At 44.0% G+C, this 19,371-nt stretch carries 16 protein-coding genes; 7 read left to right on the top strand and 9 right to left on the bottom strand.

Features of this window, described 5'->3' with window-relative positions; translation table 11 throughout:
- Window positions 1-213: 213 nt before the first annotated feature.
- Window positions 214-1,761: a DUF3360 family protein gene (locus tag ACU01J_RS00140; RefSeq protein WP_481083887.1), complete on the bottom strand. Its 1,548-nt coding sequence runs from the start codon at window positions 1,759-1,761 to the stop codon at window positions 214-216.
- A 678-nt stretch (window positions 1,762-2,439) separates the two neighbouring features.
- On the opposite strand from ACU01J_RS00140, the gene ACU01J_RS00135 reads away from it, so the two are divergent.
- The 5 genes from ACU01J_RS00135 (at window position 2,440) to ACU01J_RS00115 (ending at window position 8,506) form a co-directional block, all read left to right on the top strand.
- Window positions 2,440-3,210 carry an ABC transporter ATP-binding protein gene (locus tag ACU01J_RS00135; RefSeq protein ID WP_481083886.1) on the top strand — a complete coding sequence of 257 codons (771 nt, stop codon included), beginning with the start codon at window positions 2,440-2,442 and terminating at the stop codon, window positions 3,208-3,210.
- A 61-nt stretch (window positions 3,211-3,271) separates the two neighbouring features.
- Complete coding sequence (locus tag ACU01J_RS00130) at window positions 3,272-4,042, top strand: ABC transporter substrate-binding protein (RefSeq protein ID WP_481083885.1); 771 nt, start codon at window positions 3,272-3,274, stop codon at window positions 4,040-4,042.
- 82 nt (window positions 4,043-4,124) lie between these two features.
- Window positions 4,125-4,865 (top strand): ABC transporter permease, encoded by a 741-nt coding sequence (locus tag ACU01J_RS00125; RefSeq protein WP_481083884.1) that lies wholly within the window; start codon window positions 4,125-4,127, stop codon window positions 4,863-4,865.
- Between the two features lie 3 nt (window positions 4,866-4,868).
- Entirely contained in the window at window positions 4,869-5,546 is a 678-nt protein-coding gene (locus ACU01J_RS00120) for an ABC transporter permease (protein WP_481083883.1), read from the top strand.
- A 140-nt stretch (window positions 5,547-5,686) separates the two neighbouring features.
- The gene (locus ACU01J_RS00115; protein ID WP_481083882.1) at window positions 5,687-8,506 is read left to right on the top strand and encodes an ImpA family metalloprotease; all 2,820 of its coding nucleotides are present in this window, start codon (window positions 5,687-5,689) and stop codon (window positions 8,504-8,506) included.
- A 52-nt stretch (window positions 8,507-8,558) separates the two neighbouring features.
- Here the strand turns inward: ACU01J_RS00115 and ACU01J_RS00110 are convergent, their stop codons facing one another.
- Both ACU01J_RS00110 and ACU01J_RS00105 read right to left on the bottom strand, forming a co-directional pair.
- Entirely contained in the window at window positions 8,559-10,241 is a 1,683-nt protein-coding gene (locus ACU01J_RS00110) for an aspartate:alanine antiporter (protein ID WP_053438175.1), read from the bottom strand.
- Window positions 10,242-10,434: 193 nt separating this feature from the next.
- Window positions 10,435-10,701 carry a GrxA family glutaredoxin gene (locus ACU01J_RS00105; RefSeq protein ID WP_004414426.1) on the bottom strand — a complete coding sequence of 89 codons (267 nt, stop codon included), beginning with the start codon at window positions 10,699-10,701 and terminating at the stop codon, window positions 10,435-10,437.
- A 262-nt stretch (window positions 10,702-10,963) separates the two neighbouring features.
- Here ACU01J_RS00105 and ACU01J_RS00100 point away from each other — a divergent pair, with 262 nt between their 5' ends.
- Window positions 10,964-12,214: an iron-containing alcohol dehydrogenase gene (locus tag ACU01J_RS00100; protein WP_481083881.1), complete on the top strand. Its 1,251-nt coding sequence runs from the start codon at window positions 10,964-10,966 to the stop codon at window positions 12,212-12,214.
- Window positions 12,215-12,263: 49 nt separating this feature from the next.
- Here ACU01J_RS00100 and ACU01J_RS00095 read toward each other — a convergent pair whose 3' ends face one another.
- From ACU01J_RS00095 to ACU01J_RS00075, 5 genes are all read right to left on the bottom strand, one after another.
- A complete protein-coding gene (locus tag ACU01J_RS00095) occupies window positions 12,264-13,118 on the bottom strand; it encodes a MurR/RpiR family transcriptional regulator (protein WP_004414424.1) in 855 nt (284 codons plus the stop codon).
- A gap of 287 nt (window positions 13,119-13,405) precedes the next feature.
- Entirely contained in the window at window positions 13,406-15,058 is a 1,653-nt protein-coding gene (gene panP, locus ACU01J_RS00090; RefSeq protein ID WP_481083880.1) for a pyridoxal-dependent aspartate 1-decarboxylase PanP, read from the bottom strand.
- Window positions 15,059-15,202: 144 nt separating this feature from the next.
- Window positions 15,203-15,715, bottom strand: coding sequence for a hypothetical protein (locus ACU01J_RS00085; protein WP_481083879.1), 513 nt, complete (start codon window positions 15,713-15,715; stop codon window positions 15,203-15,205).
- A 112-nt stretch (window positions 15,716-15,827) separates the two neighbouring features.
- Window positions 15,828-16,733 carry a LysO family transporter gene (locus ACU01J_RS00080; protein ID WP_481083878.1) on the bottom strand — a complete coding sequence of 302 codons (906 nt, stop codon included), beginning with the start codon at window positions 16,731-16,733 and terminating at the stop codon, window positions 15,828-15,830.
- A 19-nt stretch (window positions 16,734-16,752) separates the two neighbouring features.
- Window positions 16,753-17,673, bottom strand: coding sequence for an HDOD domain-containing protein (locus ACU01J_RS00075; protein WP_481083877.1), 921 nt, complete (start codon window positions 17,671-17,673; stop codon window positions 16,753-16,755).
- 356 nt (window positions 17,674-18,029) lie between these two features.
- Between ACU01J_RS00075 and ACU01J_RS00070 the strand changes: the two genes are divergently transcribed.
- On the top strand, window positions 18,030-18,617 hold the full coding sequence (locus ACU01J_RS00070) for a TfoX/Sxy family DNA transformation protein (RefSeq protein WP_481083876.1): 588 nt from the start codon (window positions 18,030-18,032) through the stop codon (window positions 18,615-18,617).
- 86 nt (window positions 18,618-18,703) lie between these two features.
- Here the strand turns inward: ACU01J_RS00070 and ACU01J_RS00065 are convergent, their stop codons facing one another.
- Window positions 18,704-19,252 carry a hypothetical protein gene (locus tag ACU01J_RS00065; protein ID WP_481083875.1) on the bottom strand — a complete coding sequence of 183 codons (549 nt, stop codon included), beginning with the start codon at window positions 19,250-19,252 and terminating at the stop codon, window positions 18,704-18,706.
- Between the last annotated feature and the right edge of the window lie 119 nt (window positions 19,253-19,371).

The raw sequence follows: 19,371 nt of genomic DNA, 5'->3' as shown, positions 1-19,371 counted from the left end.
TCTAAATACTCTTACATAAAGGGCAATAAACTATAAATATTGTCACTACTTTTTATATGGTGTCTTATTAACTTGGTTTCAAGGGTAAACTAAAAAAATTCTGCAAACCTTAAACTAAATCAATAAAACGCCCTCTAGCTAAAAAAAATTTAAAAATAGCGCTTGATACTCAAAAAAAGTTGAGAGCCAATCTTGGCTCTCAACATACATCTATTAAAGGAATGCAGGGATGCCGTACTGGCCTTCAAGCATACCAACCGCAAGCATCGCAACTAGACAGATAACAAGAACACCTACAGGGATAACAATTTTGTCGACAAATGATAAACGTGCTGCGCGCTCTTTATCACCAATCAGGCCGTTGTTATCAAGTAGCATTGTTAGCGCCCATGCTAGTACCGGGTTAACAACTGCAGAGCCAAAAATACAGATACCAGCAGCTTGAGAGTCTTTAGAGTCTTTAACCATCTGCATGCCCGCTTCAAGTAACGGAAGTGAGACACCTACAAGAAGAGCTACGCGCATTACTGGTGGCCATACCGCGATGTCCATTGGGAAGCCAAGAATTGCGATGATCATTACCAGAAGACCAAGAAGAATTGCACCACCTGGGATAGGGCGCTTAGCAATTGCTGCAGGGATCATGTATGTCCCCCAAGACGACGTAATGTTACCACCACCAACCGCAGTACCAACCATTTGACGGATAGAACACATAGTCATCGTGTCATCGACGTCCATCAGTACTTTTTCAGTCTTTTTAGGGTAGTTTAGTTCTTGGAAGATACGATGACCAAGGAAGTCTGGCGACCACATTGCTACCGCAAGGATTGCAAATGGCAGTGATGCAATAAAGTGCTCAGCATTTGGAAGACCTAGCATCCAACCTTCTTCAGTGCTGCCCCACCAGTAAACTGGGTTTAGGTTAGGCAGACCTGTTTCGGTTACAAATTTGATATCAAAACCTGCACCTAATACAAGAGCTATCGCAAGACCTGTGAACGCACATACTGGGATTGCTAGCCAACGCTTATTTACTTTCGCAAGGAATGCGTATAGAGCGATCGTTACCGCGAGTACGATAAGGCCAACGTAACCCATGCTACCAGCAGCTACAGTGTCAGATTGAAGACCCACTGCCCAAGCTTGTATTGAGTTTATTTGACTCATGGTGCCGGTTAAACCAAGGAAGATAAGCAAGCCACCTGCTGTACCTTGCGAGGTGAGGTTTACGAGCTTAGAGCCACCTTTAAGGAAACTTAAAAGCAGACCAAATATACCGATAAGGATTGCCAATGCAAGAGGGTGTGCACCCGCTAGAGCGATGGTGCCGATAAGGGGAATCATTGGACCGTGGTTACCAGCGAGGTTTGCTTTCGGGTTGATAAAACCAGAAGCTAAAACACAGAATAGTAACGCAGGGATTAGCATTTCTACACGAGCAACCTCGATGGCGAACTCTTTACCTAGGTTTACGTGATCCCATGCTGCAGTTAGACCTTCAGCCCAAGACATCATAACCGCTGAGTACATTGCGATAATACCGATAGTACCAGCAAGAGCTGGAACTAAATCTTCTAGCTCGAAGCGGAAGTCACGACCAGGAAGGTTCAAACCGAAGCGGCGTGGCTTCATGATTTGTAGTTCGTGATCTAGGTAATCTGAACGGCTTTCAAATTCAGAAGCTGGACGATGCAGCTCTTTATAGCTCTTGTTTTCGATATCCGAATCAGAGTGCGGTTTATTTACTGCGTCTGACATAGATTCCTCATATTCAAAAATTGTTAATAACTCTTCGATATACAGCCTGATTATTATTTTATGCGGCCGTACTATATAAAACCTGGCTTAGCTTCCTGCAATTGAGTCCTGGTCACCTTAGCTGTAGCACGGTGTTAGTGAGCTTAGCTTAGAGGATTTAAAAGACAAAAAATACACCTATTGAGGCTTTTTATCTTTGAGGCGATTTTAACGTGCTAACCCTTAAGTGTGATTGATTTAGATCACTTTATGAAAGGTTGTGAAAGAAAACTACACAACTGGCAATCTATTGCGGCTCGATCGTCGATTTTAATGAAATATAGTTTCATGTTTTGAGCAAAATTAGCGCCTTACGCAGAAGGGTAATCGGTGTGGTTATTAGATATGAGACGATTAAGTGAGTTGGATCTTGTTTTTATAAAATTGTTAATTAGATATAAGGCAACCCTAACGTGTTGCTGAATAGTTTTATGCGCACAATGAAGTTTATTTGTCTGTTTTAAGCATTTTTACGCACATAAATTGACTGTATATCCTAACTTTCTAGGTTAATAATTTGTTGCAACTTTGGCATGGTAGTGCTAATTTGTATCGCAATGTGGGTGGAACCCAGCAGTCAACCAATCGTTTTCAGGACTCGAATCGGTTGGTCATAATAAAGACAGGGAGCAATAGCGCATGAATGATGTACCAGCGCTGGACATAAAAGAACTGCACAAAACATTTGGACAAAATGAAGTATTAAAGGGCATCTCATTGGAAGCCCACAAAGGGGACGTTATCTCTATTATCGGTTCATCTGGTTCCGGTAAAAGTACCTTTCTTAGATGTATTAACCTTCTAGAAACGCCAACTGCGGGTGAGATTTGGGTAAACGGTGAGTTAATCCAGATGAAAAACAATCGCCAAGGTGAAGCAGTTCCGGCTAATGAAAAACAAGTTCAGCGTATTCGCTCGCGTTTAGCCATGGTGTTCCAAGGTTTCAATCTATGGTCACACATGACCGTACTTGAGAATGTTATTGAAGCGCCTATTCATGTGCTTGGTGTACCAAAAGCGCAAGCCATCGAAAATGCAGAAATGCTGTTGAAGAAAGTGGGTCTATACGAGCGTAAAGACTACTACCCAGGACACCTTTCTGGTGGTCAGCAGCAACGTGCTGCTATTGCACGAGCTTTAGCTGTTGACCCAGAAGTAATGCTGTTTGACGAGCCAACTTCCGCACTCGATCCTGAGTTGGTAGGTGAAGTTCTCGGAGTAATGAGAGATTTGGCAGAAGAAGGTCGCACAATGCTGGTTGTGACACACGAAATGGCGTTTGCTCGTGACGTGTCTAATCACGTTATGTTCTTACATCAAGGACTCGTTGAAGAACAAGGAAACCCTTCTAAACTATTTACTAGCCCGGATTCTGAACGATTACAGCAGTTCATCTCATCAATTTACTAATCGCCGTTTAACGGCAAACACAACAAAAGCACAAATAAAAATCACAATCAGGAGTATGGAAATGAAAAAGTGGTTATTAGCAGCAACATTAGCAGCTACAGCAGTAACAGGTGCGGCTCAAGCAAAGGATTGGAAAACAGTTCGCTTCGGTATTGAAGGTGCTTACCCTCCATTTAGCTGGACAGAGGCTGACGGTTCTCTGAAAGGCTTCGACGTAGACATGGCAAATGCTCTGTGTGAAGAGATGCAAGTGAAATGTAAGATCGTTCCTCAAGACTGGGACGGCATCATTCCTTCGCTATTAGCACGTAAGTACGACGCAATCATCGCGGCTATGTCTATTACTGAAGAGCGTAAGAAGAAAATCGACTTCACTGGCAAATACGCGCTTATTCCAAACAAATTCATCGCTAAGAAAGGCGCTAACCTAGATTTTGACAACCTAGACGGTCAAAAGATTGCGGTTCAACGTGCAACAACGCACGACAAGTACCTAACAGATAACTACGGTGACAAAGTGTCTATCGTACGTTACGGCTCTTTTGATGAAGCTTACCTTGACCTAGCAAACGGCCGTGTAGCTGCTGTACTGGGTGACGCTTCTGCACTTGAAGAAGGCGTGCTTAACAAAGCGGGCGGTGAAGCGTATGAATTCGTTGGTCCATCATTGACTGACCCTAAATGGTTCGGTGAAGGTTTTGGTATCGCAGTACGTAAGCAAGACAAAGACCTAACTAAGAAGCTAGATGCGGCAATCCTATCTCTACGTGAGAAAGGTGTTTATCAAGACATCGCTGCTAAGTACTTCAACTACGACGTTTACGGTCAGTAATCGTTGAGTAATGGCCGTCAGTTTTTGTTCCTAGGAGTATGACTGACGGCCTTTTTAAAGTTTAGGGATTAGGAACAGACCTATGCTGGATTTACAAGGATATGAAGCCTCTATTTTGAAAGGGGCCGTTGTGACCATAGAGGTTGCATTGTTGTCACTGCTGGTGGCGATGATTTTAGGTATGCTTGGTGCACTCGCAAAAATGGCACCCTATCGTTGGGCAAGAGCGATAGCGACACTTTATACCACCGTTATTCGAGGCATTCCGGACTTAGTTCTGATGATGCTGATCTTCTTTGGTGGACAAATTCTTCTCAATAACAGTCTTTACTCAATCAATGAATGGCTCAATGAGTGGTTTGCGTCAAGCAACCCTGAGCATGAGTGGACATCCTATTTACCGGATTACATTGACGTGAGCCCGTTTGTGGCGGGTGTTTTGACCATTGGTTTTATTTTTGGTGCCTACATGGCAGAAACATTCCGCGGCGCTATCATGGCGGTAGACCGTGGTGAAATGGAAGCTGCGAAAGCGTATGGCATGAGCTCATTTTTGGCGTTCCGCCGTATTTTACTACCGCAAATGATTCGTCACGCGTTACCTGGTTTTGGTAACAACTGGCTGGTGTTACTGAAAACTACAGCATTGGTCTCTATCATTGGTCTAGAGGATATGGTTCGTGTCAGTGCATTGGCAGCAGGCTCGACCAAAATGCCATTTACCTTCTACATGGCTGTTGCTTTGATTTTCTTATTCTTTACCAGTGTCTCGACAGGTTTTCTGAAGATGGTAGAGCGCAAATTTAGTATTCATGCGAGGTAAGAAATGGATTTCTCTTTGATTATCGAAAGCTTGCCGATTTACTTGGATGGCTTATGGACCACTGCGTGGTTAGTTGGTGCTGCACTGATCATTGGTTTGGTTGTGGCTATTCCTTTGGGTGTTGCTCGTAATAGTCCGAATTATTTATTCAATGGGCCAAGCTGGGCGTTTATTTACTTCTTCCGTGGAACGCCGCTGTTAGTTCAACTTTATTTAATTTACTACGGTATGGACCAGTTTTTCCCAGTTAAAGATACCTTATGGGAGAATGCGTGGTTCTGTGCGCTAGTGGCATTTGTACTAAATACCTCTGCCTACACAGCAGAGATCATTCGCGGTGCGATTAACGGATTACCAAAAGGTGAAGTGGAAGCCGCAAAAGCGTACGGCATGAGTACTTTTAAAACCTATCGACGTATCATTTTGCCAAGTGCGCTGCGCCGAGCTTTACCTGCTTACAGTAATGAAGTGATCTTTATGCTGCACGGTAGTGCGGTTGCCGGCATCGTTACAATCGTCGATCTGACAGGTGCAGCTCGCTTAGTTAACTCACGTTACTATGCTCCATTTGAGTCATTCCTAACTGCTGGTCTATTCTATATGGCTCTGACGTTCATCATTCTTGGCTGCTTCAAGTTTGCCGAGAAACGATTCTTAGCCTATTTAAGGCCACTAAGCTAACTTTAAACGGCACCGAAAGGTGCCGTTTTTATTTCTATTGTGATAGCTCGGTTCAAAAATATTGTTGTCCAGAAAATTCTGACTATATTCCTGATTCCATTAGCGATTAGACTCCTGAAAATTTTTTTGAGCTACTTAATATGAGTCGTATTAGCTGGAAAATCGCGTTTAGTTTGTCATCAATTTTGTTGCTCTCTGCCTGTGGTGGTGGAGACGGAGAAAGTAATGCACAAGGTAATACTAACAGCGGGGGAATCGAATCCGGAGGGAGTTCCGGAGGTGGCGATGGTAATGATACTAATGGCGGCAGTGGGGATGGTGGCGTTATTGTTAAGCCGTTAACCAATGTTGAACGCGCTCTTTTATCTGGTGACGCACTGTTAGTTGAAGATGCAAATGAGTATGCCCAGCATAGCCAAAAGTTAATACAAAGCTACCAAAGCCAATTTAATCGCATTAAACGTAGTATCAACGCAGATACGAGCTCACTTTATTGGGATCCAAGCCATGACGCAGCGATTATCTCACCGAGTTATGGTTTTAATGACACGATATTAAAAACCAACAAAGCGATGCTGAGTGGCTATGAAGATCAGCAACTGACATTGGGGATTGCTGGTGAGTATGGCGAGTCGGGGCGCTATGCCATTCTTGGGAGTAATCCATTTAGAACCGCATCTCGCTCACCTGCTTCACTGAATAGTGACATGGAACAGTGGCTGGAAAACCTCTTTGTTTGGCTAAATGGGCGTGGAGTTGGTGAGTCTACCCATATTGCAATGGCTCATCTAGACCAATCTTATTACTTCCCAGATGAGTCAGCGACCAGAGAGTGGTTCGATAAACGGTTTAATGAAGCCGTGTCTTATAACCAAGCAGGCAGTTGTGACGGCGCTTTGCTCATGACATGCGTAGAATCAGTTCCAAGTGTGCTAGTTATTTCTCAACATCTAGCCGATGAACAAGATTTACCTGTAATCGAAGCGGCATTGCGAAGAGCGCTTCAGTTAGAGATCCCGATTTTTTACTTGCACTTGAATGGTGATATGACGGAGTTGGGGCGTTTGATTTTTGAGCTGCTGAATATCAATTACGTCGGCGATAACTATTGGAGAAAGCTGGGTGTGTCTAATTGGCAGCCAAACCAATTGATCGACTATGTCCCAGAGGAAGTTCTCCTGCAGCAGGCGCTTTTAGAAAGCTTGGCTAACGACACGTTCAACATAGACCTCTCTGCTTGTGATGATAAATCCTGCCCTAGTGAAGCGAATATGGAGGAATTTTATCAGCCAGCGAATAGTATACGTAACCACCTAAAGTCGCTAGATGAGCAGGGTGTGGAGTTGTTCATCACCGATCAGTATGAGTATGAAAAGCTATTGGTTTTAACCGCCGACTACTATCGAAGTAAAGTGGCGTTCCCGATGGATAAGCTCAGCACGGATAGGGTGGAGTTTCTGAGATCATATTTTGCTGACTATGCACAGTATAATCGCCGTTTGCTTAACCATGCCCAGCCAGACATGGGTAACTTTAGCCGCAGTCATTTTGATGAACGCGTGCAACGAAATTCAAAAACAGTGACGCTAGAGTCAAAACGCAACTTTCGGAGCGCTGGTGTATACGCGTTGCCAGGTGAGACCTTTGCGGTTACTCGTTTGGACAGTGAGCCGGTAACAACCAAAATAGTGGTCAACACTTTACGCAGTGGCGCAACTCATGAGTTCTCAACCAATGCTTATAATCGACCTAAGTTTGTCACGTCTTACGCTTATGAAGTAAAGCCAGGAGAAACCATCCACTTAACGTCTGCTTATGGAGGGCCAATTCAGGTTCATTTCAATACCAATAATTTGGAGGTGATGCTGAAGTTTGACGGTATAGCGCAGCATCCTATCTGGCGCAGCCGTGCTGACAACCAAACCTTCGTTGAGCAGCTAAACGCGAATCTGTTCCATTGGGCTGAGTTGGTTACGCCGGGCTTTGAGGTGCACTCCAAGTCAGAAAAAATGATTGAGTCTCTTTCTGCTTCTGAGTGGGCGTATCCAGAAGATATGGCTTTGGCGACGGAAAGGTACGTGCACAACTTGCCACATGCTTTAGCAGGGTTTCAAGGGTCTGGAATCGACAGAATTGATGATATTCACACCTACGCTGGCAATAAAGGTTGGCAAGTTGAAACCATTGATGTGGTGAAACATATGAATGCAGATCAAGCAAACTGTGGATACGGCTGTTCAGGAAATCCCTACGACGCCTATTGGGCGTTTCATCCGCTTGGGCATGGTGACTTACATGAGCTAGGTCATGGGCTTGAAAAGAGTCGTTTTCGATTTGCTGGCTGGGAAGGTCACTCGACGACTAACTATTACTCTTATTACAGTAAGTCACAATACTATGCTGAAACTGGCAAAGTATCGGCTTGCCAGAGTTTGGATTTTAAGAGCCAATATGAGTTGCTGCAAACCAGTCGTCAGCAAGCTGATCCTAACGCGTATATGGCAGCGCAAAATCAAACAAGTTGGAGTTGGGGAGCGCGTGTCTTTATCCAAATAATGATGCAAGCACAAAGCCAAGCTGTGATTAGTAATGGTTGGCATTTACTTGGAAGGTTGCACATTCTGGAGCGAGAGTTTAATCGTGTAAGGAAGAGTGAGGAACTGTGGTTAGCCAACCGAGAGAATATCGGATTTTCAAGTTACAGCCGCGATGAAGCGAATGCTATCAGCAACAACGACTGGTTGTTGATTGCATTCAGCACTGTCGCTGAGCGCGACATGCGTGAGTATCTTGATATGTGGGGCTTTAGCTTTTCAGATAAGGCTAAGTCTGAGGTTAGCGCAAAAAGCCTCTCGGCGATGCCACTTAGCTATTTTGCCTCAAGTAACACTGGATATTGCTTGGATGAGTTCGCTCTTCGGGAAATCCCAGTAGATGGCATGACGATTTGGCCTTTATAGCGAAAAACAAAAAGAGGAGGCATTGCCTCCTCTTGATTTATCTATGGGTTGATTAGCTCAAAATAATCAACACGGTACCTGCAAGGGTCATTAATATGTTAGCTATCGCGTAAGTACCCGCATAACCCAATGCTGGAATTGTCGATTTTGCGTAGTCGTTAACGATGTCCATAGCAGGAGCACAAGTGCGCGCACCAATGATGGCACCAAACAGTAAAGCTCGGTTCATTTTGAGTATGTAAGCGCCAACCAAGTACGCCAACACGACAGGAACAACACTGACCAAAAACGCTAGGCCAATAACTTGCGGGCCCACTTGTGACAGGTGCTCAAACATCTTACCGCCGGCACTTAAACCGATCCCGACCATAAAGAACATCAGACCAAGATCTTTGACCATGTTTAGTGCGCCTTGAGGTACATAACCAAACGTAGGGTGGTTTGCTCTTAAGAAGCCCAGTGTAATACCTGATAGCAGAAGACCTACCGCATTACCCAGTCCGAAAGAAACTTGGCCGAATGTCATGGTGATCAAACCAAACATAATGCCTAAGATGAAGAAGCTACAAAAAGCGAGCAGATCTGCCATCTGGCTATGGATCGAGATGAAACCGATTTTTTCAGCAAGGCCGTGAACGCGACTTTTCTCACCACTGACCTGGAGGACGTCACCTTTAGCAAGAACGATATCAAGGTCCATCGGCATTTCGATTTGTGCTCTGACAACTCGGTTGAGGAAACAGCCGTACTCAGATAAGTTTAAATCTGATAGGCGTTTACCGGCGATAGAGTCACTTTTTACCACGATCTCTTCTTCAACAATGCGAAGGTCGAGTAGGTTGCGATCGAAGACTTCTTTACCGTTACGGAAACTTGGATCCAATCGAGCGTGGCTATCAGGGAAACCAACCAGTGCAATCTCATCACCTTGCTGCAAAATTGCGTCACCGTCTGGGTGCGCTAAGATGCCGTTACGACGAATACGCTCGATGTAACAGCCTGTTTGACGATAGATGCCTAACTCACGTAGGTTCTTGCCATCGATCCAGTCGATAAGCTCTTGGCCGACTCGGTAAGCACGGATAATCGGCAAATAGACCTTACGTTGACCTGAGCTACCTAAGCCGCGTTCTTGAGCGATTTGCTGGGCAGAGTCAGATAGGTTTTGCTTTTGCAGCTTCGGCAGTAACTTAGCAAACATGATCATGCTAATCAGACCCACCAAGTAAGCCATCGCATAACCCACTGATAGGTTTTCAATGACTTGAGCAAAATCCATATTTCTTGGCGTGGTCGCTAGGCCTGAGTTAAGAGCATCTTGCGCACCCACCAGTACAGGAGTCGAGGTGAGAGCACCCGCCATCATACCGGCGGAAAGACCGAAATCGAGACCAAAGTGGTGGCTAGCAAAATAAGTGATACATAGGGCAGTTGTAAGCACGACCATACTCAAAATGAAGTAGTGCTTGCCGTCCCTGAAGAAGATACCAAAGAAGTTTGGACCTGCTTCGATGCCAACGCAGTAAATAAACAGCATAAAGCCAATCGTTAAAGCATCAGCATTGAAGGTGAAACCAAGGTGACCCATAACTAGCGAGGTAATTAACACGCCAATTGAGTTACCGAGTTGTAAGTTGCCAAAGCGAACTTTTCCGATACCAAGGCCGATAGCCAAGACAACGAAGATCAATAGGATGGGGTTTTGTTCTAACAGGAGTACGACGTCTATGTTCACGGGCAATACTTGTTTGTGCCGAGGGAATTGGTTAAGTGTGCAAATTGTATCTGATTATTGCAAAAAGATAAGTGAAATATTTTATAATTGACTATTAGTTTACTTAGTCAGTTCAATTCACACGAATGTAATGAATTAGCTGTGTTGCGGATATAAAAAAAGCCGCTAAAAGCGGCTTTTTTCGAAAAATCGATTACTCAGCGAATAGGCCTAGGTGCTCTTTCGCGTATGCTTCGAAATCATCACAGCCGCCGATGTGCTCTTGATCAACGAAGATTTGAGGAACTGTTTCAACAGGCTTACCTACGGTCTTTTCTAGGTCAGCTTTAGAGATACCTTCTGCGTGGATATCTACGTAGCGGTAGTTGAAATCATCGCGTTGTGCTTTAAGCGTTTCAGCGTGCTCTTTTGCACGAACACAGAAAGGACAAGCTGGGCGACCAAAGATAACAACGAACATATTTCTTTCTCCTTTAATTTGATAACTGCAACTATGCACGAATCACTGTCGGAAATAAAGTGGCATTTGCCTGTTGTTTCAATAGGTGAAATCTATCGAACAAATTTTAAGCCCTAGAATGCTTTTTTCTGGATTTTGACGTGCGTTAGCTCGATAAAGCATACAATAATAGAGGTTATTTCTCACAAGTTGCCGTGCATCAAGTTAATTTTGATTGTGAGAGTGCAAGCTAAATCTACGGCTTAGAAAAGGGGTGAATGACATGTTTCAATTTATGACCTCCACACGCATTATCTTCGGAGAGGGCGCTTTGAATTCTTCATTGTCAGTCATAAATCAGTACGGTTATAGCGTTCTTCTCGTGACAGGCAAAAGTTTAGAGAGAGCCACGCCAATTATACGCTACTTGAAATCCCAAGGAATGCGCTACCAGCATGTTTCCATTCATGGGGAGCCAAACATCACCATGATTGAAGAGACGGCATTAGCGGGTCGAAAATTTAAGCCAGATATGGTGGTTGCTATCGGCGGCGGGAGTGTGCTTGATATGGGTAAAGCATTAGCGGCAGTGATTCCCAATCAAGGAGATGTGTATGATTACGTTGAGGTAGTCGGACGAAATGTACCACTGAAATCAAAGCCGCTACCCTATATCGCTATCCCTACCACAGCGAGCACTGGCTCCGAGGTGACCAAAAACGCTGTGTTACGTTCTGGGCAAGACCGGGTCAAGGTGAGTCTGCGTAGCCCTGATATGCTGGCTGATGTTGCCATTGTCGATCCAACCTTAACCTACGGTACCGATCGGTATTTGTCTGGACGCGGTGCAATGGATGCATTTACCCACTTAATGGAAGCCTATGTATGTGGAGAGCCAAATCCGCTCACCGATATGATTTGCGAAGAGGGACTTCGTCGTTTGGCGCAATCTATGATTGCTAGCTGTTTGCAAGATGACCGCCAAGCGCGCTCAGATATTTCCTTTGCTGCGATGTTAGGAGGAATGGCCATATCTAATGCTAAGTTGGGTGCGGCTCACGGCCTTGCTTCAGCGCTCGGAGGCAAGCTCGATGCTCCTCATAGCGTCATTACCGCTCGTCTAGCCCCTTACGTGATGTCAGAGAATATCAAGGCCGCCAATGCAGCAGGGCGTATCGACGTTCTTAGTCGCTATACCAAGCTCGCACAAATACTAACCGGACGAGTCAATGCTCACCGAAATGATGCAATATTGTGGGTAAATATGATGCTAGAAAAACTCAACATTCCCACCTTAGATACTTTCGGTGTTTGCACAACATCGTTTGAAATGGTCGCAGATGATGCGTTAAAGACGGTGGCAATCAAAGGTAATCCTCTACCACTTACAAAAGAGCGTTTGCGCTATATTCTTGAACATGTGTGTCAGTGTGGTGGCGCGTGTGAAGAAGAGCCTACAATCGCTTCCTCTAAGGCAGCAGGGATATTGAAAATTAGCGTGACTGAAGATGAAAGTCGTTATTCGAAAAGCTAACAATATTATTCGATAGAAATGAAAAAGCGGAGCATGATGCTCCGCTTTATTAGAATTGTGACAGCTTGTCGTAACGCGAGTCTTTTAAGACATCTTTAACGCGCTTGAGGTTTTCTCTAAAACCAGAACCGCGACGTAGTGTAAAGCCGGTTGCAAGAACGTCAATGACGGTCATCTGCACAACTCGACTTGCCATCGGCATGTAAACATCTGTGTCTTCTGGCACATCAAGCGAAATAGACAGAGAGCTCGCTTTATCAAGCGGAGAGTCTTTTGCTGTGATAGCAATTACAGTAGCGCCGTTCTCACGGGCAAGGTTTGCAATCTCAACCTGACTCTTAGTACGTCCAGTATGTGAAATCAATACGATCACATCGTTGTCAGTACAATTAATGCAGCTCATACGTTGCATCACAATGTCTTCGAAACAAGTGATTGGAATGTTAAAGCGAATAAACTTGTTCTGTGCATCTTTTGCAACGGCAGATGATGCACCTAAACCAAAGAATGAAATGCGTTTCGCCTGAGTCAGTAGATCGACCGCTCGGTTAACTTGCATTGCATCTAAGCTGTTCTTCGCCACATCCAAGCAAGCCATCGTAGATTCGAAAATCTTATGTGTGTATGCATCTGGGCCATCATCTTCTTCGACATTGCGGTTCACATAAGGTGTACCGTTAGCAAGGCTTTGAGCTAAATGAAGTTTAAAGTCTGGGAAACCTTTGGTATCCAAACGACGGCAAAAACGGTTAACAGTTGGCTCACTCACATCAGCCATTTTAGCCAGTGTAGCAATACTAGAATGGATAGCAGTTTGAGGCGATGCCATAATAACTTCAGCAACTTTGCGCTCTGACTTACTAAAATTTTCTAGGTTCTTTTGAATTTTTTCTAATGTGTTCATAGTGTTCACGAGGGTATAGAGAACAACTCACTGGATATACTCGAAATTAGTGATAGGAAACAAACTGTTCCCTAAAAGAGTAAATGCAATCCAGCGCCATGGAGCCAGTATAAACCTAAGCAAAAGGTTTGCGGCAACTTTTCTACTAGGGAATTGGCCAATATATGACAAGCCTCAAACTAAATTTTGGTTAAACTACAGAATTCGATAGTCAATCGCTAAAAATTTAAACGTTGAGGCCAGCATTGATAGAGAAATTACACTTTTCTAGAAAGAAAATTTCAGTTTTAGCTCAGTGAGTGATTGATGATATCAACCAATCGTTCAATTTTCGCCATAAGCTTGGGGGCTTGCTGAGCAATTTCTCGTTGCTCTTTGAGAACGGACCCCAAAATGTCACAACCCGTTAGTGGGTTAGCTAGAACAACTCGAAATACGATGGTATTTAATCGTCCCCAGCGCTCTGGGTTTAAGCGGGTGCGTGAGACAAAAGATTTACCTGTTTCACGCTGACGTTTTTGAATGAACTTAGTCAATTCATTGAGAAGATCATTGAGTTCTTGTCTCTGCTTACCTGACGAGCGTTCGAGTGCTGCTTGAATGTGACTTGGTACATAGCGGTAGGTGAGTAGGCAAAGCTCTGGCTCAGAAACCAGCTCGAAATCATCTTGTTGTTCGATGTGGCCTGCGAAGAACTTCGCTTTTTCAATGCTTTGGTCTATCAGCAGTTCATAGCCCGGGCGGCTGATAATATGCATTGCCGCATAAACCAACATAGCCATTCCGGAGCGTGAGCCTTCAAGCGTATGGCTACCTAAGTCCTTTGAACCTTTGCGTAAAATATATTGAGCGTGGTGTTCAATAGATTTCATCGCCTCAGGATTTTTAAACAGCACCATCCCAGCGCCCATAGGGATATACAATTGTTTATGGGCATCTATAGTGACGGAATCTGCCAGTTCAATACCATCGAGAAGGTGGCGGTAGTTGTTCGACATCAGTGTCGCGCCGCCCCATGCGGCATCAACATGGAAATGGCAATCTTGTTGTTGGCAGATCTGCGCAATAGACTTAAGCGGGTCAATGCTACCGGTCTCTGTTGTACCAGCAACACCAATCACAGCGAACGGCTTAATGTTTCTTGCTTTTAGCTTGACGATTTTTTCATGCAGAGCATCAGGGCAAATTCGATTGTTATTGTCTGTTTTGACCGCGACAAGGCCTTCTTGGCCAATACCTAATACATCGGCTGCTTTTTTTAGCGAATAGTGGCCGCGTTCAGAGACAAGTACCGCAAGACCTTCATAACCATAATGTTTCATGGCTTTAAACAGGCCTTCTTTTTCGACGCCTTTGAAGTCTCCTTGAGCTCGTAAAGCATTGTTACGAGCTACCCAGAGTGCAGTAATGTTAGCGATTGTACCACCTGAGCAGAATGCCCCTAATGAGTGGTTAGCACTGTGCATCCATTGACTATAAAACTTGTCGTCTTGACCGTAAATCAGTCGATGCAGCATGCCAAGAACTTGGCGCTCTAAAGGAGTGAAGGCTTTGGAAGTCTCGATTTTAACCAAATTTTGGTTAAGCGCGATCATAATCTTAGACAGCGGCATTAAGAAATAGGGTAGTGCCGATGTCATGTGACCAATAAAGCTTGGTGCAGAGGTGTGAACCGAATGCGAGACTAAAGAATCTAGCAAATGCTGAGTATGCTCTGAAACAAATTCGGGTTTCTCAGGAATTGAAGCATTAGAAAAGTCTTTCTCGATCTCTCGCAGTGGTTTTTCTTCTGCGACGATGTGCTCGCGCAGAAACTTGTTCAAGTTGCGCGATAGCTTTTCTTCAATTCTTGTTAGCGTTGAGTCTGGCCCTTCAGGTACTGTGAAAATTCGGAGTAAACTCTCGAAGCTCACATCAGCCGTTTTATGTTCCGATACCATACAGCTTACATTGCTCTAATCTTTTTTATTGCAGCGCGACAATCTAAACGAAAACGGGAGCAAAGTCCCGTCTTAATTAACGAATCTTAGATTTTGTAATGCACCCGTCGCAGAATTCTGTTAAAGCCCCTTCGAATGCTGGGGCTACTCACATTTAATCGATTCTAGCTGCTTAATTGAAGAATTGTAACGCTGAAGGGCGGTATCAATTTTGGTTGGGTGGCTTAGTAAATCAGCAAAAGCAGAGCGGAGCTCGTAGTTTTTCTCATGTGGTTTTGCTTGGCGGTCACCAAAGGTCACTTTTGCTAGTTGACCCAGTTCATCGCTGCGAGAGGCTAGTACCTTAATATCTTTCTGTTCCAGTTGTAGCCATGCTTCGACTGGTTGCGCCGTCGCAACTTTGGTTTGATCTTCAGTTAAGTAATAGTGAACCGCAGCACGATTTAGCTCGAAGTGATGTTTTCGGCCTTCTAAGAACCAATCACTTACTTCTTTTAGCTCTGGGTATTGCTCAGAGGTCAAACTTGCTAAATCTTCATACCAGTGGAGTGAAGCGTCGATATACGCGTCATATTTTTTTGCTAGACACGAATTATCTGCCGCAGCGGCGAATGTAGAGGTAGTGCCTAGCAGCAATGCAACGAGTATGCGTTTCATAATGATTCCTTTTGAAGTTAATCTTATTATTTTTCCGTTTAGATAACTCTAAACAACTTAGGCTAATAAATAAGGGCCAATAATAGAAAAATTACTGATTGATTCCTGCGATCTAGCCTGCAAGTGAGACAAAGAACAGCATCATTACTGGGACAAGTAGGCTGAGTATGAATCCACTAACAATAGCAATCGGTACACATCTCACCCCTCCGGTTGTTTGAATGACTGGTAGGGTGAAGTCCATTGCGGTTGCGCCAGCATAACCAATCGAAGTACATGGCTTAGTGCGGATGAACAGTGGAATCAGAATTAGAGCGACCAGTTCGCGTAGCAACTCAATCATAAATGACGCACCGCCGTAGATTGGGCCAAATGCATCGCCCATCAAAATGCCCGCTAATGAGTACCAACCGAAACCCGAAGCCATGGCTAAACCATGGTAGATATCGATATCAAGGATCAGAGCGGAGATAAGACCGCCAAACATTGAACTAACAATAATGACTAACGCAATGATCATGCCGTGCTTATTGAGTAGGATTTGTCGCAAGGTAAGCCCGCTGTTGCGAAGTTGAATACCAATAAAAAATAGTAGCAGAAATAGGATCCATTCACTCGCCCTATCAACCCAACTGAGGTCGAAAGGCAGTGCTAATCCAACAACCAATCCGCTACCAACAACTAAAATGAGTTTGGCGGATTCCATCGCCATCGAAGAAAGCGGCAACTTCTTGTTGCTTGCACCGGTTTTAATCGGCATCAACTTATCGAGAAATGGCAGCACTGCCAAATTCGCTAGGCTTAGGCAAATGAAGAAAACGGCAGTGGTCTTTAGAATCAGCTGCAAGTTTTGGCCAAGGTTATCCAATCCGGCCAAACTGAGGCCCATTAACGACAAAATAACGTAGATAAGGTTAGAGGTCGTGACGTTTATCGCGTCGAGAGTTGATTCTTTGGATATAGAAATTAGATACCCCACCACCAATGGGGCAAAGATAAATATCATCCCTGAAAACATGGTACATCCTGTCTAGTGGTTATAAGCCACTTGCACTAATAAGTTCATCAATCTGTGTGTTGAACTCACTATCACTTAAATTACTGAGTTTGTACAGTATATCCGCGCCAGTGACATCTATTTCGACAGCATGTTCATCTATCGCTTCATCTTTACGGCGGAACATCAAAATGTGATTAGCAATACGTGCGATATCTAAATAAGTGATCAGGTATTCTGATGGTTGAAGGGTTTGGTTATAGGCTACTTCTAGGAAGTCGCTATCAAACCCCCAACTATCAAGGACAAGTTTACTCGCTTTCGAGCATTGTCTATCGAAGATTTGAAATGCGATATCTTCATCAAGGTAGTTACCTTGTTCAAGATAGTTATGGTACTCGTTAACGATACAAAACAAGCCAATATCAGCGAGAAGACCACATAGGAGTGCTTTATCGGTTTCAATATGGCGATATTGTGCTTGTTGACTCTCTTTGAAGCCACGCGCGACTAATACCATGGTTGCGGCAAGCTCACGTGAGGTGGACGCACTCTTTATTAGAATTTTATTGCACGACTGACTGAGATTGATGGAATGCTTGAGCTGTTCGATTGCTTGGGCTGTGACGATGTCGCGAACGCGCAAAATACCTAGTCTAGAAACCGCAGTTACGAGATCGGTACAAGTAATGTTACGGCGATTAAAAATAACAGAGTTTGCAACGCGGATAACAATTGCGGCGAGGCCAGGATCTTCAAGGAGTAAGTCAGCAACGTCAGAAATCGTCGTCGATTCTTGAGTACATTGCTGCTGAATCTTTAGAACAACGTCAGGGATAGGAGGAAGAGATATTTTTCTAGAGCTAATTGAGTGCTCAATCAGACTAAAAAACTCAGATTCGATGCCTTTAAGCAATAGTTCGCCATTTTCTGGCAACCAATAAAAAGATAGGTGATTCATATAAACTTTAGAATTATGCCACTGTTTACAGTGTAACGTTTCTAGGTGCATATTAGCAAATGATTGATCATTGTTATTGATATTTTTCGTAGCATTTTATTGGTGAATTGCTAATGCCTTTTATAAATGCCAAAAGTATTAAGGTGTGATTTACTTCCCAATAAACCAATAATTATCTCTGGTTGATGTGATTCATGCACAGACTTATTTCGTTTCGTTAACTATCATTTATCTTACTTGTTATCGCTTAAGTTAAACAATAAAAAACAATGTAACTTAAGTGAGTTTTAATTTTTTCGCTTATAACTGCTGCTATCTGGTGATCATAACTAATCGGGGTTTTAGATTAAGGATCAATGGATATGACAGAGCAACAATTTATTCAGTACGTGACAAAATTCGGTGATTTCCAAAAGCGTTCGATGTTTGGTGGTACTGGTTTGTTTAGAGAAGAAGCAATGTTCGCACTTTTAAGTGCAGACAAAATATTTATTCGTGGTGGTGAGAAGCTCGATCAGCAGCTAAATCAGCTTGGCTGTGAGAAATACCGTCACGTTAAGAAGCAGACGACAGCGACGGTAAACTACTACGATATCACCGAGCTGTTCACGACAAAGCATGAAGACTTAGCTGAACTGGTTGAGCAGTCTATCGCTTTTTCAGTCTCTCAACGTGAGTTCAAGCGCTCTTCAGCAAACCGACGCTTACGTGATTTACCAAATATGCAACTAACACTAGAGCGTATGGTGAAAAAAGCGGGTGTAGAAGATGTAGAAACTTTCCTTGAACTTGGTGCCCCAGCGGTATTTTCGCGAGTTAAACAGGCATACGGCAGTGATGTCGACGTGAAGTTATTATGGAAGTTTGCCGGAGCGATAGAAGGCATTCACTGGAAACTGATTCAAGAACCGCGCAAGCGTCAATTATTGGCGAATTGCCACTAATCAAGTCAACAAAAATGCTCAGATGCAAAAGGATTTGCATTAAAAAAGCCGAGGTATAAACCTCGGCTTTTTGGTGCCAGTAACGCTTAGAATTTAAAGCGTGTAGTGAGCATCAACTGATCACCGTAGTAGTCGTTGATACGCAGTTCACCACCTATAGAGAATAGTTCTGTAGAGTGGAATCGTACGTATGCTGAAGCAATCCAATCATCATTGTCATCGATTGATACGTAACCACCATTACCACCAACTTCAAGTTGTGGACCTAACCACTGACGAACACCTAGGTTCAGTTCCATACCAGTGTCAGTACCTTTTGCCGCGCCGTCATCAACTAAGCGGAAAAGCATTTCACCAGTAAGATCTGCCCAGTTGTTGATTGGGGCGTGGAAACCGAAACCTGCAGCTGCATCGAAATCGCCTTCGAACTCAGAGTCGATACGGCCGATTAGGTGCGCATTTGGGTGTATGGACTTGCTCATTGCGGCACCAAAAGTAACCGGGCTTGCGCCGATACGAGCTTCTAGGTAGTCATAACTAAAGTTGCTCATTACCGCTGGGCTGTTTGGGTCGGTTTGAGCAAATGATTGACCAGATGCTAGCACAAGTGCTGCAGCTAAGATTGTTTTACGCATATTGACGATAAACCTATATCTTGTGAATTTCCTTGGTCTTTAGCGACGGGCGCCATGACGTTTAATACGACATGATAATGCATCATAGCGACTGCCACTATAGAAATGTCATTGTTTTG

The sequence above is a fragment of the Vibrio sp. 2433-A1 genome (assembly GCF_056726085.1).
The sequence above is the reverse complement of the archived record's forward strand: the minus strand, read 5'-3'. Positions and strand labels throughout refer to the sequence as shown.

What these genes read in the sequence shown, in the direction of transcription:
- ACU01J_RS00085 (WP_481083879.1), bottom strand. Translation starts at nt 15,715, where the DNA reads ATGAAACGCATACTCGTTGCATTGCTGCTAGGCACTACCTCTACATTC.
- ACU01J_RS00100 (WP_481083881.1), top strand. Translation starts at nt 10,964, where the DNA reads ATGTTTCAATTTATGACCTCCACACGCATTATCTTCGGAGAGGGCGCT.
- ACU01J_RS00070 (WP_481083876.1), top strand. Translation starts at nt 18,030, where the DNA reads ATGGATATGACAGAGCAACAATTTATTCAGTACGTGACAAAATTCGGT.
- ACU01J_RS00065 (WP_481083875.1), bottom strand. Translation starts at nt 19,252, where the DNA reads ATGCGTAAAACAATCTTAGCTGCAGCACTTGTGCTAGCATCTGGTCAA.
- ACU01J_RS00120 (WP_481083883.1), top strand. Translation starts at nt 4,869, where the DNA reads ATGGATTTCTCTTTGATTATCGAAAGCTTGCCGATTTACTTGGATGGC.
- ACU01J_RS00125 (WP_481083884.1), top strand. Translation starts at nt 4,125, where the DNA reads ATGCTGGATTTACAAGGATATGAAGCCTCTATTTTGAAAGGGGCCGTT.
- ACU01J_RS00075 (WP_481083877.1), bottom strand. Translation starts at nt 17,673, where the DNA reads ATGAATCACCTATCTTTTTATTGGTTGCCAGAAAATGGCGAACTATTG.
- ACU01J_RS00105 (WP_004414426.1), bottom strand. Translation starts at nt 10,701, where the DNA reads ATGTTCGTTGTTATCTTTGGTCGCCCAGCTTGTCCTTTCTGTGTTCGT.
- ACU01J_RS00140 (WP_481083887.1), bottom strand. Translation starts at nt 1,761, where the DNA reads ATGTCAGACGCAGTAAATAAACCGCACTCTGATTCGGATATCGAAAAC.
- panP (WP_481083880.1), bottom strand. Translation starts at nt 15,058, where the DNA reads ATGGTATCGGAACATAAAACGGCTGATGTGAGCTTCGAGAGTTTACTC.
- ACU01J_RS00135 (WP_481083886.1), top strand. Translation starts at nt 2,440, where the DNA reads ATGAATGATGTACCAGCGCTGGACATAAAAGAACTGCACAAAACATTT.
- ACU01J_RS00080 (WP_481083878.1), bottom strand. Translation starts at nt 16,733, where the DNA reads ATGTTTTCAGGGATGATATTTATCTTTGCCCCATTGGTGGTGGGGTAT.
- ACU01J_RS00095 (WP_004414424.1), bottom strand. Translation starts at nt 13,118, where the DNA reads ATGAACACATTAGAAAAAATTCAAAAGAACCTAGAAAATTTTAGTAAG.
- ACU01J_RS00115 (WP_481083882.1), top strand. Translation starts at nt 5,687, where the DNA reads ATGAGTCGTATTAGCTGGAAAATCGCGTTTAGTTTGTCATCAATTTTG.
- ACU01J_RS00130 (WP_481083885.1), top strand. Translation starts at nt 3,272, where the DNA reads ATGAAAAAGTGGTTATTAGCAGCAACATTAGCAGCTACAGCAGTAACA.